A 16,693-nucleotide genomic window follows, 5' to 3' on the forward strand; every position below is an offset into this window, starting at 1 on the left:
TCGCGGCGGTTCATGGCCAGGCGCACGGTCAGGTCGCCGCGGGCCAGCCGGCCCAGCGCGGCCACCACGGTGCCCAGCGGACGCACCACCGACCGGGTGCCCAGGACGCTGAGGACGGCCGCGACCAGCAGCGCGACGACCAGCGTGCCGAGCAGGACCGACTCACTGGCGGACTCGACGTCGGCGATCTCCTGCTCCAGGGCGGCGATGCGCTTGTCGATGGACGCCCGCAGCTCGGCGCTGACCTCGACGCCCAGGGCCCACGCCTCGCTGGACGGGCCGCCGTTGATGTTCTCCAGGGCCGCGGTCCGGGCCTGGAGGGTGTCCTGGGCGAGCAGCTCCATGATCTTCTCGTCCTCGACGAAGAAGCCCTCCCAGGCGGGCCTGAGCTTGTCGAAGCGCGCCCGCTCGGCCTCGGTCAGGTACTCGACGTGGGTGGCGTCGATCGCCTCGAAGAGCGCCTTCTTGCTCTCCAGCTCGCCCTCGCGGTTCATCGAGTCCGGTGCGGTGGCCGCCTTGCCTCCGTACACTCCGGCGTCGGCCACCACCAGGCCCTGCCAGCCCGTGACGTCGGCGACGTGGTAGGCGAACGTCTGGATGTCGTCCTTGACCTGCTCCAGCTGGTCCATCCGGGCGTTGATGTCGCTCTGGCGCGCCAGGCCCCAGTAGCCGACGCCGACGGCGGCGACGATGAGCAGGGAGACCAGCAGGAAGGACAGGCCCAGTCGCTTCCCGACTGCCAGGTTGCGCAAACTGTGCATAACGGTTCCTCAGATCGAGTGAGTGGCCCCCGCGGGGGGCGTGTGAAACAGGTCGGCGTGGAAGGGGAGGATCCGGGGCGGAGGGGCGTCCGGGTCCGGAAGGGGGTCGCCGCGGTCGCGGTACGGCGGCGACCCCGGGGCCGGGTCGGGAGGGTCGGGTCAGGCCCTTCTCCGCAGGCTGAGGCCGTCGGCTCCGGCCATCGCACGGCCGTCGTAGGGCAGCTCGAACCAGACGATCCGCCCCGATGCGTCGCCGGACTGGCCCCAGCGCGCCGCGCACAGCTCCACGATCGCCAGACCCCGGCCGCCGGGCAGCTGCTCGGCGTCGAGGTCGATCAGGCGCACCCGGGGGGCTCCGAGCAGGGTGCCCTCGTCGGTCACCTCGACCCGCAGGAACGAGGCGGCGCAGTACACGCTGACCTCGAAGGATCCGCCGTTGCCGCTCTCGGTGTGCCGTACGGCGTTGCCGGCGAGCTCCGAGGTCAGCAGGACCGCGGACTCCGTCGTCGCGCACTCGCCCACGGCCAGCGCCACGAAGCTCCTGGCATGCCGTACCTGCTCGGGCAGGCCGGCGAAGCGGCGGCGGGCCAGGAGCGTCAGCGGCGTCGGGGGCACCGGCGTTCCGCCGGCACCCTGGCCCGGGCGCTGAGGCGCGGTCCGGACGTGATTCTTGTCATCGGGCATGGTTCGTCACACGTTCAGATGAGCGCGATGTCCTGCTCGACGGCGGTGGCCATCAAGTAGAGCTCGAACCACGTCTCGTCGTCGACGGAATCGGGGATCCAGGACGAGCGCACCTTGTGGCGCTCCTCCTCGTACTGCAGGGCGTACATGCGTAGCTCACGAGCCCAGCGAGAGTCGATCCTTCGTACGATCGAATCGAAATCCGGCATCGCTTCATCTCCTCAATCCGTTGAGAAATCCGGCTGTCAATCCCTTGACATCAGCGATCCCGTTCGCGGTCCGGTTCCGTCCGGACGCCGGGTATGGGTCGCCACTCCGACATTCGGCAAGGGCGGCGACGACTGAAGTTGTCGTTGGGGTGCTTTTCGGGAGCGATCTCCCGTGCGTGCCGGTCCGTCACCTTCCGAATTCGGTTGGTAGCATGCTGAAACGGAGTGTCCGGATGGGGGATCCGGTTCCCACTCCCCAGGCGATCCCGATCAGGGGCGGAGATCGGATGGTGGACGGTGGCGCAGCCTCGCGTACTCGTGATCGACGATGAGCAGGACGTCCTGGACCTCATGACCCGTCACCTCGGCGGGCTGGGCTGCGAGGTCCGGACGGCCGGGACCGGCGAACTCGGGCTGTCCCTCGCCATCAGGGATCCGCCGGACCTCATCGTCCTCGACGTCCGCCTGCCCGGCGTCGACGGCCGGGAGGTGGCGCGGGCGCTGCGGGCCGATTCCCGGACCCGGGGCTGCAGGATCCTCGTCATGTCGGTCCTCGACGCCGAGGACCTGGTCGACATCGATGCCGACGCCGTGCTGCCCAAGCCGTTCCGGCGTGCCGACATCAAGAAAGCCGTGGACTCACTGTGGGGGGTGGAGTGACCGGTGGCCATCGTTCTCGTCGCGGAAGACGACGCCGACATCCGAGACCTGATCATCTTCAAGCTGGAGCAGACGGGGCACGCCGTCACGGCGGTGGGAGATGGGTTGTCGGCGCTGAAGGCGGCGCGCGAGCAGACCCCCGACATCATCCTCCTGGACGTCATGATGCCCGGCATGTCCGGCATTGACGTCTGCCGGGAGCTGCGGCGGATCCCTGAGACGGCGGGCCTGCCGATCATCCTGCTCACCGCGCGCGCCCAGGAGAGCGACGTCGCGACCGGGCTGACCGCCGGGGCCGACGACTACATCGTCAAACCGTTCAGCCCCAGGGTGCTGGCCGACCGGGTGCACTCCGTGCTGACCAGGACGCGGGCTTGAGCACAGCCCAGCTGGTCTCCCTCACGCTGGCCATGCTGGCCGGCGCGGTGACCCTGCTCGGCCTGGTGATCGTCACCGGACGGGCCCTGCACCGCAGGCGGACCAGGAGGGACGCCCGCCTGGCCGCGGACTTCCGCCCCCTGCTGCTGGAACTCACCGGCGGCGACGACGACATCGACGAGCCGCTCCGGCGGCTGGCGGCCCTGGACCGGCGCCGCTGGCGGGCGGTCGAGCCCAGCGCGATCTCCCTGCTCACCAAGGTCAGCGGGCACGCCCACGCGGCGCTGGTGAGCCTGTTCGCGCAGCGCGGGCTCGCCCGTGCCGCGCTGCGCGACCTGGATCGCTTCGGGGCGGTACGGCGGGCCACCGCGGCCCACGTGCTGGGGCTCATGGGCCATACCGAGGCCGCCCCCGCCCTGGCCGGGCTGCTGTCCGACCGCAGCCCCGAGGTCCGGGCCGTCGCCGCGCGGGCCCTGGGCCAGATCGGGGCGGCCGAGGCCGCCGATCCGCTCCTCGCCTCGCTGGCCGCCGGCGGAGGAGTCCCCTTCCACCTGGTCGCCCAGTCGCTGATCCGGCTCGGCCCCGGCGCCCGTCCCGCCCTGGCGAAGGCGCTGTACCATCCCGAGGCCGCGGTCCGGGCCGTCGCGGCGGAGGTGCTCGGGCTCACCGGTGCCGTCGAGACCGCCCGGGTCCTGATCGGGGTGCTGGCCGGGGACCCCTCCGGAGAGGTCCGGGTGCGGACGGCGCGGTCGCTCGGCCGGCTGGGCACGCCGGTCTGCCTGGAGGCTCTCATCCACGCCACCGGGCCCGCCCACCCGCACGCCGTACGGGTCGAGGCGGCGACCGCGCTCGGGGACCTCGGCTCCCCCCGGGCGGTGCCGGCGCTGTGCGACCTGCTGGGCGACCCGCAGTACCACGTCGCGCACAACGCCGCGCGCTCCCTGGCCCGCCTGGGCAGCGGGCCGGCCATGGCGGTGCTGGCCGAGACGGTCGCCGAGCGGCCGGGCACGACGGCGGCCGGGCACGCCTGGGAGGCCCTCGCCGTCCTGGACCTCCAGGCCGGACAGCTCCGGAGGCCGCCGACGGCCCCGGTGTCGTGAGTGCGTGCCTTGAGCGCGGCCGTGAACGTCCTCACCGCTCTGGGCACGCTGCCGGGCGGGCCCGCTGTCCAGGCGCTGCCGGAGGGGCTCGGCGTGCTGGCGTCGCCGGGCGGGTCCGGCGCCGTGGAGGCGGTCACGTCGGGCGTGCGGTGGGTGCTGGCCCTGATCAGCGCGATCGTGCTGGTCTACTCGGTGGCGATCAACACCAGCTACCTGGTCCTCATCTTCCTGGCGACCTGGGACGCGGTGCACTTCCACCGCCGCATGGCCTTCTCCGGCCAGGAGGACGTCTACGCCAACCCGCTCACCCCGCCGGTCAGCGTGATCATGCCCGCCTACAACGAGGAGGCGGGCATCGCCGAGGCCGTGCGCTCGATGCTCTCGATGCGCTACCCGAGCGTCGAGGTGATCGTCGTGGACGACGGCTCCAAGGACGGCACGTTCGAGCAGCTGCGCAAGGCGCACGACCTGGTGGAGATCCCTCGCGTCGTCCCCGACGACCTGCCGATACGGGGCACGGTGCTCTCCACCCACGTGCCCGCCGACGGCTCCACCCCGCTGCTGGTGATCCGCAAGACCAACAGCGGCCGCGCCGACGCGCTCAACGTGGGCGTCAACTTCGCCCGCAACCCCCTGGTGTGCATGGTGGACGCCGACTCCCTGCTGGACCCCTCGGCGCTGCTCTCGGTGGCCAAGCCGTTCGCGGACGACCCGCTGACCACGGTGGCCACCGGCGGGGTGGTGCGGATCGTCAACGACTGCGAGGTCGTCGGCGGGCGGGTGGCGCGGGTGCGGATGCCGCGCCGCTGGCTGGTCCGCATCCAGGTGATCGAGTATCTCCGGGCCTTCCTGCTGGGTCGTACCGGCTGGTCGCGCATCGGAGGCCTGCTCATCATCTCCGGGGCGTTCGGACTGTTCCGGCGCGATGCGCTGGTCGAGGTCGGCGGGCTGGACCCGGACTCCATCGGCGAGGACGCCGAGCTGGTGACGCGGCTCCACCGGCACCTGCGCGACCGGGGCCGCGCCTACCGGATCGTGTTCGTCTCCGAGCCGGTCTCCTGGACCGAGGCGCCCTCAACGACCGCCGTGCTGGCCCGGCAGCGGCGCCGCTGGTCGCGCGGGCTGGCCGAGCTGGTGTGGAAGCACCGCGGGATGGTGGGCAACCCCCGGTACGGGCGGGTCGGGCTGCTGGTCATGCCGTACTACGTACTGTTCGAGCTGCTCGCGCCGGTGGTGAACCTGGGCGGGCTGGTGCTGGTCCCGTTCGCGCTGTGGACCGGCTCCATCAACGTCGACTTCGCCCTGGCGCTGCTGGTGGCCTCCTTCGGCTACGCGATCCTGGTCGCGTTCGTGGCGCTGGCCGTGGAGGAGTACGCCTTCCGCCGCTACAACCGCTGGCGGGATCTGGGCATCGCGGCGCTGGCGTCGGTCGCCGAGAATTTCGGGTATCGCCAGTTCAACGCCTGGTGGGGATTGCAGGGGATCTTTGCGGCGGTGCGCCGTACGAAGCAGGTCTGGGGGGTAATGACGCGGGAGGGGTTCTCGACTCCGGGCAAGTCCACGGGAGGAAAGACAGGATGAAGTGGCTGAACCGCAGCGTCGGAAGGGCCCTGCGCGGCACTTTCGGGCTGCTCGTCGCACTCGTCCTGCTGTCCGGAGCCGTCGCGACGATCGAGTCGACCCGGCAGAGCGCCGCGCTGCAGCAGCTCTTCGACCACAACCTCCCCCTGCGGCTGAACAATCTCAAGCTGCGCTCGACGATGGGCGACGCCACCCGGGGGCTGCGCAACTACCTGCTCTACGAGCAACCCAAGACCACCTACCTGGAGGCGCGCAACACCTACCCGCCGTACCTGGAGGCCCTGGTCCGGCGGGCCGACCGGCCCCAGGAGCGCCCGCTGATCGAGGACCTCCGCCAGAAGGTCCTCGACTGGTTCGACTACGCCTCCCAGGCCGAGCGGGTGCGGCCGGGCGAGCCGCAGGTCCCGCAGTTCGCCGAGGGCAGCCGGTTGCGCTACGAGGAGATCCTGCGCTCCAGCGACGCCCTGGAGGCCCAGCTGACGCGCAGGACCGCGGAGCTCGACGAGCAGAGCGCCAGCAACCGGTTCTGGGGCACCGTCACGACCATCGTCTTCGCCGTGATCGCCGGCGCCATCGCACTGATCACCGCGATCCGGGCCTACCGGGTGCTGGTGCCCCCGCTCGCGGCCATGGGCGGCACCCTGGGACGGCTCACCGCGGGGGACCACGCGGCGCGTGCACCCTGCGGGGAGGGGCCGACCGAGATCCGGCAGCTGGGTACCGCCATCAACATGCTGGCCGACGAGAGCGACCGGCTGCGCGCCGCCGAACGGGAGCGCGCCCGCCTGGCCCAGGTGGCGCACGAGGCGGCCGCGCGCATCCGCCGGACCCTCGACGCCGAGGACGTCGTCCGCGAGGCGGCGGCGGCCCTCGGCGCCAAGCTCCCCGCCGACCGGGTGTTCGTCCAGCTCATCCGCGAAGGCATGATCGGTGCGGCGGAGGTGGAGTGGTCGGGCGGGCGGCTGGTCGAGGACGTCGTCCAGCTCCCGTCCGTCCCCGCCCGGGAGGCCGAGGAGGTCTACCACCGGGGCGTCACCCCGACCGGATCCACCGCCGACCCGCCCGGCTACATCCCCGAGGCCTCCGCCCGCGCGCTCCGCGAGCTGGGCGACAAGCAGTTCCTCTTCGTCCCGTTCGGTGTGGGCGACAAGCTGCTCGGCAGCATCCTGCTCACCCGGTCCACCTCCAAGGGGCTCTGGAGCACCGACGAGATGGAGGCGGTCAAGGTCGTCGGCACCGACCTGGGGCGAGGGCTGGAGCAGGCCAGCCTGTACAGCCGGGAGCGGGAGCTGGTCAAGGAGCTGCGGGCCCTGGACTCGGCCAAGACCGACTTCATGTCCACCGTCTCCCACGAGCTGCGCTCCCCGCTGACCAGCATCGCCGGCTACCTGGAGATCCTGCGCGACGAGGAGGCGGGCGAGATCAACCCCGCGCAGGACCGCATGCTCGACGCCATCGACCGCAACACCACGCGCCTGCGGCTGCTCATCGAGGACCTCCTGACGCTCTCGCGCATCGAGGCGGGCGCCTTCCGCAGCCTGAAGCAGCGGACGAACCTGTGCGAGGTCGTGGAGGGAGCCGTCGCCACCATGCGGCCCACCGCGGACAAGGCCCAGGTCGGCCTGGAGGTCGACTGCGCCGACGGCTCGATCGCCGTCGACGGGGATCCCAACCAGCTCGACCGCGCCATGGTCAACCTGCTGTCCAACGCCGTCAAGTTCACCCGGGCGGGCGGGAGCGTGAGCGTCCGCGTCGCCGTGGAGGGCGACCAGGCCGTGGTGGCCGTCGCCGACACCGGCATCGGCATCCCGGAGGAGGAGATGCCGCGGTTGTCCACCCGCTTCTTCCGCGCCTCCAACGCCACCGAGCTGTCGATCCCCGGAACCGGCCTCGGCCTGTCCATCGTGCGCAGCATCGTCGCCAACCACTCGGGCGCCTTCGACCTGAAGTCCGAGGAGGGCCGGGGGACGACGGCGACGATACGGATCCCGGTGCGCACGAGCGAGCCGGCCGTTCCGGGGGCCGGCGCCGCCTGAGGGGCGGTCAGCGCACGCCGTACAGCTTCTTCATGGCGGTGTGGTCGCCGGCGCCGAGGGTGTGGGCCACGGAGCACGCGGGGATCGTCGAGGCCATGACCTGGGTGCCGTGCCGGGCGGGCGAGACGTGGTTCAGCCCGAAGGCGTGGCCCCACTCGTGGGTCAGCACGGACCGGACGTCGAAGGCGGAGGAGCACCGGGACGGCTTCGCGGTGAACCACTTGTACCGGGTGTTGACCGCGATGTCGGCGGAGACCACCTGCCCCGAGCGGGTCCACCAGGTGCAGGTGACCGCGAGCGCGCTCGAACCGAGCCGCTTCCAGGAGACCACGCTGTAGCCGTCCTCCCTGCCGCAGGCCGCGGTGGAGGCGGCCGAGATGCCGGCCACGCGCTTCGTGGCGCCGCCGTACTTCTGGGTCACCTTGAACGGTCCGGGCAGACCGCACCCGTTCTGACCGCCGACCAGGGACTGGGCCGCCGCCCTGATCGAGGTGAGCGCCGAGCGCGAGACGGCGGAGGGGGCGCCGGAGGCGTTGTAGTACCACCTGAGGCCGCTCTTCACACGCCAGCCGGAGAGGGTGTGGGCGCCGTCGCGGCACTGGGCGCGGGCGGCGGCGGCGCCCAGGGCGCGTGAGCGCTCGGCCTTCGCCGAGCCCTTCGCTGCGGGCTCGACCGCCGAGGCGGTCCGGCCGTCCGGGTACACCGCGTCCATCTCGACCAGCAGTTCCTCTCCGGCGGGGACCTGCCCGCTTCCGGAGGGGAGGGCCGAGGCCGGAGCGGACCCGGGGCGCAGTTCGCCCACGGTCGTCGTCACCGACGCCACGAGAGTGGCGGCCACCGCGCACCCCGCGAGAACCACCGGCAGCACCCTGCCGACACGACTCCGCACCCCGGAACTCCTGACTCGCCTGGCCTGCCTGGCGAGAGAGGGTCGCCGGTCCGGCAAGAAGCGGCCGCAGCGGCACTTCTCGGCCGAACAATCGGCAGGAAGCGGTCAGAACTGAGGTGGAACGCCGGTTCCGGGACCTCGGGCGGCCGGCGGGTCCGCCGCGGTGGTCCCGCGGCCGTCGGCGCGGCGGGCAGGATTCCTCAGCGCCGGGCGGACAGGGCGTCACGCCCGCCCTGGCGCTGGGCCGGGGGGCGGTAGCGGTATCCCACGCCGCGGACCGCCTCGATGGGCGAGTTGGCCGCATCGGCGCCGATGCGCCGGCGCAGGCGCAGGATCGCGAACTTCACCCGCTCCGGGCTGAGGCCCGTCGGATCGTCCCACACCAGGGAGAGCAGCTGGGAGGAGCTCAGGACGTTGCCGGCATGCCGTACGAGTGTGTTGAGCAGGCGGAACTCGGTGGGCGTCAGGTGGACGTCGGTGCCCTCGACGAAGACCGTGCGGGTCGACGGCTCGACCCGCACGACCCCGTCGTCGTAGACGTCCTCGGCCCACGTCGCCGCGCCGGAGCGGCGCAGCAGCGCCTCCACGCGCGCGGTGAGCTCGGCGCGGGAGAACGGCTTGACGAGGTAGTCGTCGGCTCCGGCGCGCAGGCCGCGCACCTTCTCCCGCTCCTGTCCGCGGCCGGTGAGGATCATGATCGGCAGGTCGCTGATGTCCCGGACCCGCTCGAGCACCTGCCAGCCGTCCATGATGGGCAGGCCGATGTCGAGGATCAGCACGTCCGGCTTGTGCTGGTGCAGCAGGCGCAGGCCGCTGCGGCCGTCCGTCGCGGGGATCACCTCGTGCCCGCTGTGGCTGAGGAGAACCTGGATGGCGGTGAGAGTGTCGGAGTCGTCTTCGATGACCAGCAGCTTGCTCAAGGTGCTTCCCTCCGGTCGCGGACCGGTTCCCAGGGCAGTTCCACTCTGATCACCGACCCCTTCGTCTCCTGCTCGGTGATGTGGATCGTGCCGCCGTGCATGCCGGCGATGGCCCTGGCCATGCCGATCCGGGGCCAGCCGTCCTCTCCCGTGGACTGCTCGCGCCGGCCGGCCGCATCGTCGGAGCCCGTCTCGGAGGCGGGAGACAGACAGGTGATCTCGATGCACCAGCCGTCGACCGTGGGGCGGGCCTCGACCTCGACGGTCCCGCCCGGATAGGAGCGGGTGATCGCCGTGGTCAGCAGGATGTCGACCATCCGGCGGACCCGGATCGCGTTGCAGTTCAGCGCCGGGCCGGGGCGGGCGTGGTACCGGAGGGCGATGCCGGCGTGCATGGCTCCGGGCCGGAACTGGGAGGTGATGTCGCGCAGCAGCTCCATCGGGTCCACCCGCTCCCGGTGCGGCTCCTGCTCGGGAGAGGCGGGGTCGGCCAGCAGCGGCAGGTCGTTGAGCAGCTCGGACAGGCGCAGGGCGTTGCGCTCGATCACCTTCACGAACTCGCGCTGGTCGGCGGTGAGCGGGCCGGTGTCCGGGTCGGACAGCAGACCGGCGTAGGCCAGGATCGGCGTTATGGGAGTGGCCAGGTCGTGCACGACGGTGCCGATGAACTCCGTCTTCGCCTTGGCCAGCGTGGCGTCGTAGGACGGAGAGCCGGTGCGGGACTCCTCCTCCCGGCGCCAGACGGTGTCCAGGGCCGCCGCCAGGCAGGCGAGGGCCTCGGGGACGCCCTGGTCGTCGTAGCCCTCCTCCAGCGCCACGGCCAGCAGCCTGCCGGGTCCGGCGGGCCAGAACCGCTCTCCGTCCGCCGGTGGGGTGGCGTCCGCCGGCCTCAGCTCCGCGGTGGTGATACCGGGCACGCTGCGCAGGCCGGACAGCAGCATCGTGTCCGTGCCCGCCCCGCCGGAGTCGTCGAAGCTGCGCAGCCGTTCGTTGAGCAGGCCGAGGATCGCCCGGGTCGCGTGCGACGCGTCGGGCAGATACGAGGCGGTGTGACCGATGCGATCACCGCTGTTCAGCATGCTGCCCCCCACAGGCTCCCCCGGCGCCTCGTGGTCCTCCCCAGAACCTCGAAGCCTCATCACATATAGCGATTCACCTCAAACAGAACGTTATCAACCCTGTTCATGTGGTTGTGACCGAGGCTTTGAGCTCGCATGGCCTCTCCGGCAACGGATTTGCACCTGTGGGGCAACCGGGGGCGCATCCCGCGCGGCCGAACGTCGTTTCGATGCCCGAGCCGGTCCCGGCACGCGCCGAACCACTCCCCCCGGCCCTCCCCTCCTGGTCGCGCCCGAAAACCCCGGCCGCTCCGACGAGCCCTCCCGGCTCCCGCACCCCTACGACCTGTGCCGCGCCGGCCGATGACCACAAGCCAGGAGAAGACGATGCAGCCAGACGCCTCTCCACGCGGGCGCATCACGGGCTCCCGCCGGGGACGGGGCTCCCTCCGGTCCCGCCTCTGGCTCTGCTTCCTCCTGCTCGGCCTCGCGGTGAGCGCCGCCGGGCTGCTCCTGCCGGGCGACGCCGGAATGATCACCAGGGTCGCCGTCCAGGTCGCCGCGGTGATCGGAATGGCCGCTGCGGTCGGCGTGCGGCGGCCGGCCGCCGCCGCGGCGTGGTGGCTGCTGACCGCGGGCGTGGCGGCGTGGGTCGCCGCCGACCTGCTCTGGACCGGCTGGTACTTCTCGGAGGACGGCGGCCGGATCCCCGCCTGGGTCGACATGGCGTACCTGGCGGCGTATCCGCCGCTGCTGACCGGACTGAACAGGCTGCCGGGCAACTCGATCCGCTCCAGGAACGTCGGCGTGATGCTGGACGCCATGGTCATCCTGCTGGGCACGGTCTTCGTGTACTGGACGTTCACCTTCAACCCCTACAACCCCTACGGTGACTTCCGGGCGCTGACCGGCCGCGAGCTGCTGATGGCCTCGACCTACCCGATCGCCGACCTGGCCGTGCAGTTCATGGTCCTCCGGCTCTGGTTCACCCACGGCACCCGCAACCCGTCCTACGCCATGCTCAGCCTGGGTCTCGCCGGGATGTTCTTCGGGGACGTGGCGTACGCCCTGATGCTCCAGCGCGGGGAGAGCTGGGAGTACGGGCTCCTCGGCAACGCCGGCTGGCTGGCCTGGTTCGTCCTGGCCGGGGCCGCGGCGCTCCACCCGTCCGCGGGCGGCACGAGGAAGGTCCCCTCCGGCGCCCGCCTCACCACCGCGCGCAGCCTCACCTTCCTGGTGGCGGCCTGCGCGGGGCCGTTCTCCCTCATGCTCAACTTCGAGGCGGGCACGGCGGTGCGGCCGACCGACTTCCTGGTGCCGCTGGCCATCTTCGCCGTCCTGATGGCGTTCCTGGTCATCCGCCTGATCACCAACACCAACGTGGCGCAGCGCCGCGCCGAGCTGCTCGACGAGCAGGCCGCCGAGCTCTCCCGCGCCCTGGACGAGCAGCAGGCCCTGCAGCAGCTGCTCAGCCACCGGGCGATGCACGACCACCTGACCGGCCTGGCCAACCGGGCGCTCTTCCACGACCGGCTGGAGCAGGCCACAGCCCGGCGCGCGCCCGAGGCCAGGCACGCCCTGCTCATGCTCGACCTCGACGGCTTCAAGCACGTCAACGACACCTACGGCCACCCGGCCGGCGACCAGCTCCTCGTCCAGGCCGGCCACCGGCTGGGCGAGATCCTGCGCGAGGCCGACACGCTGGCCCGGCTCGGCGGTGACGAGTTCGCCATCCTGCTGGAGGACGTGACCGCCGAGGAGGCGGGGCACGTGGCCGGGCGGGTCGTCGACGTGATGGGCAGGCCCTTCGCCGTGGGCGAGCACGCCTTCCACGTCACCGCCAGCGTGGGCCTGTACATGATCGCCGAGGCGGCCGAGGCGCAGGACGTCGTGCGCGACGCCGACCTCGCCCTGTACGCGGCCAAGGCCGCGGGAAAGAACCAGATCAGCGTCTTCCACCCGGGGCTGCGCGTCGAGCAGCTCGGCCAGGCCCGCCTCACCGAGGGCCTGCGCCGCGCGCTGGAACGGGAGGAGTTCGTGGTGAACTACCAGCCCGTGGTGGACCTGGCGACCGGGAAGGTCCAGGCCGTGGAGGCGCTGCTGCGCTGGCACTCCCCCGACGGGCTCGTCTCGCCGGACGAGTTCATCCCCGCCGCCGAGGAGACCGGCCTGGTCGTGCCGATCGGCGCCCACGTGCTCCGCCGCGCCTGCCTCGACGCGGTCGGCTGGTACGAGCGGTACGGCATCGCCGTCAACGTCAACGTCTCCGGCCGCCAGCTCCGCCGCAAGGAGTTCGTCTCCGCGGTGCTGGCGGCGCTCCGGGAGAGCGGACTGCCCGGGGAGGCGCTCATCCTGGAGATCACCGAGACCGCGCTGCTGGCCACCGGCCGGGAGGAGACCGCCCGCGTCATCGGCTACCTGTCCGAGCTCCGCCGGCACGGCGTGCGGATCGCCATCGACGACTTCGGGACCGGGTACTCCTCCCTGGCCTACCTGCAGCACCTGCCGGTGGACGTGGTCAAGATCGACGGAGCCTTCACCACCCTCGAACGCGGGACCGACTCCGCCTCCCGCCAGCGGCACGCCTTCACCAAGGCGATCCTCAGCCTCTGCGAGAGCCTGGACCTGCCGGCCATCGCGGAGAAGGTGGAGACCAGCGAGCAGGAGGAGTTCCTGCGGGACATGCACTGCCCGCTGGGCCAGGGATACCTCTTCAGCCGGCCGGTGCCCGCCGCCGAGCTGGGCCGACTGCTGGCCGAGGGGGAGATCGAGGGCGCCTCCGAGATCCGGCCCGCACGCGGGGAGCCGGGCGGGCACGAGCGCCTGGCCGGCTGACGGACCGGCCGGCGGGACCGCGCCGGTGCGGATCCGCGGCGGATGCCTCCGCGCCGGGGCGGCGCCGTACGGAAATCCCGGGAGAGCGGCTGGGAAATGGTTCCCCCGTCTCATATCCCCTTTCCCCGGGCCGATAAGGGGTTGGGAACTCATGACGAGAATGCCGCCCCGGATGGCGGTCTGAGGAGCGACAGTGGAAGTGAAGGGCCCCTGGAGGCTGGTGGCGGACCGCCGCATCGGCACCAAGATCGTGATCGCGGTGGCGATCCTCGCCCTGACCGCCGTGGTGACCGGCGTGACCGGTCTGATGAAGATCGGTTCTCTGGAGGACGTGCACGATCAGCAGGTGAACAAGGCGTTCCCCCTTCTCGCCACCCTGCAGCACGTCGCGCTGACCGCCAAGGCCGCCGCCAACGACGAGCGCGGGTTCCTGCTCACCGGTGACGCGGAGTTCCGCGACGAGTCACTGGGCCGGTTCGCCGAGATCGACGCCACCCTCGGACAAGCGCGTACGTTCGCCGGCTCCCCCGGTGAGGTCGCACGGGTGGACGAGCTCGCCGACGACCTCGACGCCTGGAAGGACGCGCTGAGCGCCGAGTACGCCCTCTACGCCACCGACAAGGCGGCCGCGGTCGAGGAGTCCACGCACGGCCGCACCCGGGAACTGCGCAAGGCCTACGAGGAGAAGATGCAGGCCACGCTGACGGAGATCGGCGAGAAGATCGGCGCCAGCGCCGAGTTCAACGAGACCGTGGACTCCGCCCGCTTCCTCGTCATCCTCGTCCTGGTCATCGGCATGATCTGGGGCGTCATCAGCGCCCTGCTCATCTCCCGGGCGATCGTCGGCCCGGTCCGCTCGGTGGCCGCCCTGCTCAAGCGGGTGTCCGAGGGCGATCTCACGGGCCGGGTGACGGTCCGCAGCCGCGACGAGATCGGCGAGATGGCCGGTGCGCTGAACCGGGCGGTCGAGTCGATGCGGGGCGCGGTGCGTACCATCGACGGGTCGTCCACCTCCCTGGCCTCCGCGTCGGAGGGTCTGACCGCCACCAGCACCCAGATCGCCGCCAGCGCCGAGGAGACGAGCGTGCAGGCCGGTGTGGTCACCGCCGCCGCCGACGAGGTCTCGCGCAACGTGGAGACGGTGGCCGCCGGGGCCGAGGAGATGGGATCGGCGATCCGGGAGATCGCGCACAGCGCGAGCGAGGCGGCGAAGGTCGCCGCGCAGGCGGTGTCGGCGGCGGAGTCGACCAACGAGATCGTGGGCAAGCTGGGCGCCTCCAGCGCCGAGATCGGCTCGGTCATCAAGACGATCACGAGCATCGCCGAGCAGACCAACCTGCTGGCGCTGAACGCCACCATCGAGGCCGCCCGCGCCGGCGACGCCGGCAAGGGCTTCGCGGTGGTCGCCGGGGAGGTCAAGGACCTGGCCCAGGAGACCGCCAAGGCCACCGAGGACATCGCCAGGCGGGTCGAGGCCATCCAGGCCGACACCGGGGGCGCGGTGGCGGCGATCGCCGAGATCAGCGAGATCATCGCGCGGATCAGCGACTACCAGACGACGATCGCCTCGGCGGTGGAGGAGCAGAGCGCCACCACCAACGAGATGAACCGCAGCGTCGCCGAGGCCGCCTCGGGGTCCGGCCAGATCGCCGGGAACATCTCGGCGGTGGCCCAGGCCGCCCAGATGACCAGCGCGAGCGTGGGCGACACCCGGCGGGCCGCCGAGGACCTCGCCCGCATGTCCGCCGAGCTGCGCGCCGTCGTCGGCCGCTTCTCCGTCTGACGGCCCTGCCCGCCCGGCGGTCCCGAACCGCCGGGCGGGGGCACCGCCGGCCGCCCGGAGCGGCCGGTCGGAAGGCCCCGCCTCCCCCGCAGACCGCCGCTCTCCGTTCCCCCGGCGGTCCACCGACGGCTCCGGCCTCCCCGGCCGGAGCCGTCGGCGTGTCCGCGCCCGCGAATACTCAGGCCCCGCCGGCGGGTGCCGATGGAGCTGCGGAGGACGGAGCGCCCGGGGCCCGGAGGACCCCGCGCGCCGTACGAACCGCCCTCCTGCGGCGCCGGCACGTCCTGGCGCGATCTCGGCGGGGCGGGCACAGCAGGACCTCTCGGCCGTGAGGATCCCGAGAGGAAGAACCACCTTGTCGCCACGGCCCGACATGCTGCGCGCCCTGCGCAACCGCAACTACCGCCTGTGGGCGGGGGCGGACTTCCTGTCCGTGGGCGGCACGTGGATGCAGGTGCTGGGGGTCAACTGGCTCCTGCTGTCGATCTCGCACTCGGCCACCAGCCTGGGCTTCGGCCTGTTCCTCCAGTCGGCGCCGACCCTGCTGCTGGCCTTCGTCGGCGGCTCCCTCGCCGACCGGCTGCCCGCCCGCCCGCTGCTGCTGACCGGCCAGGCGCTGCACGGCCTGCTCGCCGCGGCCCTGGCGGTGATCGCCTTCTCCGGCGCGCAGAGCGTCTGGCCCATCTACGCCGTCGCCCTCCTCGGCGGGGTGGTCTCCGCACTGGACGGCCCCACCCTCGGCCGGTTCGGGGCGGAGGTCGTCGGCCCCGCCGACCTGTCCAACGCCCTGGCCCTCGGCTCGGTGATCAGCTCCGCGGGGCGCATCGTCGGCATGGGACTGGCGGGCGTCCTCATCCCCCTCACCGGCGCCGGGACGCTCTTCCTGATCAACTCGCTGAGCTTCGTCCTGGTCATGGCCGCCGTGCTGTGCATGCGCAGCGGCGAGATGCACCCCCTGCCGCGCGCCGGGAGCGACGAGACCGGCGTCGCGGCCGGGCTGCGCTACATCGGCCGGACCCGGTGGCTGCTCGTCCTGCTCGGCCTGGCCTTCGTCCTCGGCGCGCTGGGCCGCAACTACCAGGTGACGATGGCCTCGATGAGCGAGGGACCGCTGGCGGCCGGCGCCGCCGGCTACGGGATCCTGTCCGTCGTCTTCGCCGTCGGCGCCGTCCTCGGCGGCCTGTACGCGGCCTCCCGGCCGGGACTGACCTTCCGGATCCTGTTCGCCGCCGCGCTGCTCACCAGCGTGGGACAGGCGGTCAGCGGGGTCGTCCCCGGGCTGCTCGGCTTCGCCGTCATGCTGCTGCCGATCGCCGCCGGCGCGGTGGTCCTCGACACGACGGTCAGCACCCGGGCGCAGCTCGGCACCGAGCCGAAGATGCGGGGGCGCGTGCTGGCCGCGCAGTCGATGGTCGGGGCGGCCTCGGGAGCCGTCGGAGGCCCGCTGCTCGGCATGCTCTGCGACACCCTGGGCCCCCGTGAGGCCCTCGTCCTGGCGGGTCTGGTCACCACCGCGGTGACGTGCGCCGCCGCCGTGCTGCTGGCGCGCGCCCTCGGCCGCAGGCTCCCGGTCGCCGCCACGGTCAGCGCCACGGTCAGCGCGTTCCGCGGCGACCGGCGGATCCGCCGCCGCGCCCCGCTCCGCCGGTCGCCGTCGCCCGGGACCGCCCGGACGGCGTCGCCGTCCCGGCGCGGCCCCGCCTCCGCCCGCGGCCTGCGCCGCCGCGCACGCCGTACCCGCGCCTGACGGCCCGGCACCCGGCGGCCTGGCGAAACCAGGGCATTCTCCCGGCAAGGAG

At 72.5% G+C, this 16,693-nt stretch carries 14 protein-coding genes; 8 read left to right on the forward strand and 6 right to left on the reverse strand.

Features of this window, described 5'->3' with window-relative positions; genetic code table 11:
• From FHS22_RS32305 to FHS22_RS32315, 3 genes are all read right to left on the reverse strand, one after another.
• Positions 1 to 761, reverse strand: a 761-nt coding sequence (locus tag FHS22_RS32305) for an MCP four helix bundle domain-containing protein (RefSeq protein ID WP_420830046.1), incomplete at its 3' end; no start/stop codon positions are given.
• A gap of 159 nt (positions 762 to 920) precedes the next feature.
• Entirely contained in the window at positions 921 to 1,376 is a 456-nt protein-coding gene (locus FHS22_RS32310) for an ATP-binding protein (protein ID WP_184947984.1), read from the reverse strand.
• A gap of 83 nt (positions 1,377 to 1,459) precedes the next feature.
• A complete protein-coding gene (locus FHS22_RS32315; RefSeq protein WP_184947985.1) occupies positions 1,460 to 1,654 on the reverse strand; it encodes a hypothetical protein in 195 nt (64 codons plus the stop codon).
• A 318-nt stretch (positions 1,655 to 1,972) separates the two neighbouring features.
• Here FHS22_RS32315 and FHS22_RS32320 point away from each other — a divergent pair, with 318 nt between their 5' ends.
• Genes FHS22_RS32320 through FHS22_RS32340 form a run of 5 tightly spaced genes read left to right on the forward strand, consistent with a single transcriptional unit; the run spans position 1,973 to position 7,409 of the window.
• Positions 1,973 to 2,314, forward strand: coding sequence for a response regulator (locus FHS22_RS32320; RefSeq protein WP_184947986.1), 342 nt, complete (start codon positions 1,973 to 1,975; stop codon positions 2,312 to 2,314).
• A gap of 3 nt (positions 2,315 to 2,317) precedes the next feature.
• Positions 2,318 to 2,692, forward strand: a complete 375-nt coding sequence (locus FHS22_RS32325) for a response regulator transcription factor (RefSeq protein ID WP_184947987.1) — start codon at positions 2,318 to 2,320, stop codon at positions 2,690 to 2,692.
• Positions 2,689 to 3,792, forward strand: coding sequence for a HEAT repeat domain-containing protein (locus FHS22_RS32330; protein WP_184947988.1), 1,104 nt, complete (start codon positions 2,689 to 2,691; stop codon positions 3,790 to 3,792). The genes FHS22_RS32325 and FHS22_RS32330 overlap by 4 nt, the downstream gene beginning before the upstream one ends.
• A 9-nt stretch (positions 3,793 to 3,801) precedes the next feature.
• Positions 3,802 to 5,373: a glycosyltransferase family 2 protein gene (locus FHS22_RS32335; RefSeq protein ID WP_221474401.1), complete on the forward strand. Its 1,572-nt coding sequence runs from the start codon at positions 3,802 to 3,804 to the stop codon at positions 5,371 to 5,373.
• A complete protein-coding gene (locus tag FHS22_RS32340) occupies positions 5,370 to 7,409 on the forward strand; it encodes an ATP-binding protein (RefSeq protein ID WP_184947989.1) in 2,040 nt (679 codons plus the stop codon). Before FHS22_RS32335 ends, FHS22_RS32340 begins: the two co-directional genes overlap by 4 nt.
• A 7-nt stretch (positions 7,410 to 7,416) precedes the next feature.
• Here the strand turns inward: FHS22_RS32340 and FHS22_RS32345 are convergent, their stop codons facing one another.
• From FHS22_RS32345 to FHS22_RS32355, 3 genes are all read right to left on the reverse strand, one after another.
• Positions 7,417 to 8,298, reverse strand: a complete 882-nt coding sequence (locus tag FHS22_RS32345; RefSeq protein WP_184947990.1) for a matrixin family metalloprotease — start codon at positions 8,296 to 8,298, stop codon at positions 7,417 to 7,419.
• Between the two features lie 200 nt (positions 8,299 to 8,498).
• Positions 8,499 to 9,218 (reverse strand): response regulator transcription factor, encoded by a 720-nt coding sequence (locus tag FHS22_RS32350; protein WP_184947991.1) that lies wholly within the window; start codon positions 9,216 to 9,218, stop codon positions 8,499 to 8,501.
• On the reverse strand, positions 9,215 to 10,297 hold the full coding sequence (locus tag FHS22_RS32355; protein WP_184947992.1) for a sensor histidine kinase: 1,083 nt from the start codon (positions 10,295 to 10,297) through the stop codon (positions 9,215 to 9,217). Before FHS22_RS32355 ends, FHS22_RS32350 begins: the two co-directional genes overlap by 4 nt.
• Positions 10,298 to 10,663: 366 nt before the next feature.
• Between FHS22_RS32355 and FHS22_RS32360 the strand changes: the two genes are divergently transcribed.
• The 3 genes from FHS22_RS32360 to FHS22_RS32370 all read left to right on the forward strand — a co-directional run bounded on the left by FHS22_RS32360 (position 10,664) and on the right by FHS22_RS32370 (position 16,641).
• On the forward strand, positions 10,664 to 13,111 hold the full coding sequence (locus tag FHS22_RS32360) for a putative bifunctional diguanylate cyclase/phosphodiesterase (protein WP_184947993.1): 2,448 nt from the start codon (positions 10,664 to 10,666) through the stop codon (positions 13,109 to 13,111).
• Between the two features lie 193 nt (positions 13,112 to 13,304).
• Positions 13,305 to 14,894, forward strand: a complete 1,590-nt coding sequence (locus FHS22_RS32365) for a methyl-accepting chemotaxis protein (RefSeq protein WP_221474402.1) — start codon at positions 13,305 to 13,307, stop codon at positions 14,892 to 14,894.
• A gap of 355 nt (positions 14,895 to 15,249) precedes the next feature.
• Positions 15,250 to 16,641 (forward strand): MFS transporter, encoded by a 1,392-nt coding sequence (locus FHS22_RS32370; RefSeq protein ID WP_221474403.1) that lies wholly within the window; start codon positions 15,250 to 15,252, stop codon positions 16,639 to 16,641.
• The last annotated feature ends 52 nt before the right edge of the window (positions 16,642 to 16,693 follow it).

Origin of the sequence: Thiemannella venezuelensis (assembly GCF_014203605.1) — a bacterium.
In the GTDB taxonomy this organism is placed as follows: domain Bacteria; phylum Actinomycetota; class Actinomycetes; order Streptosporangiales; family Streptosporangiaceae; genus Planomonospora_A; species Planomonospora_A venezuelensis.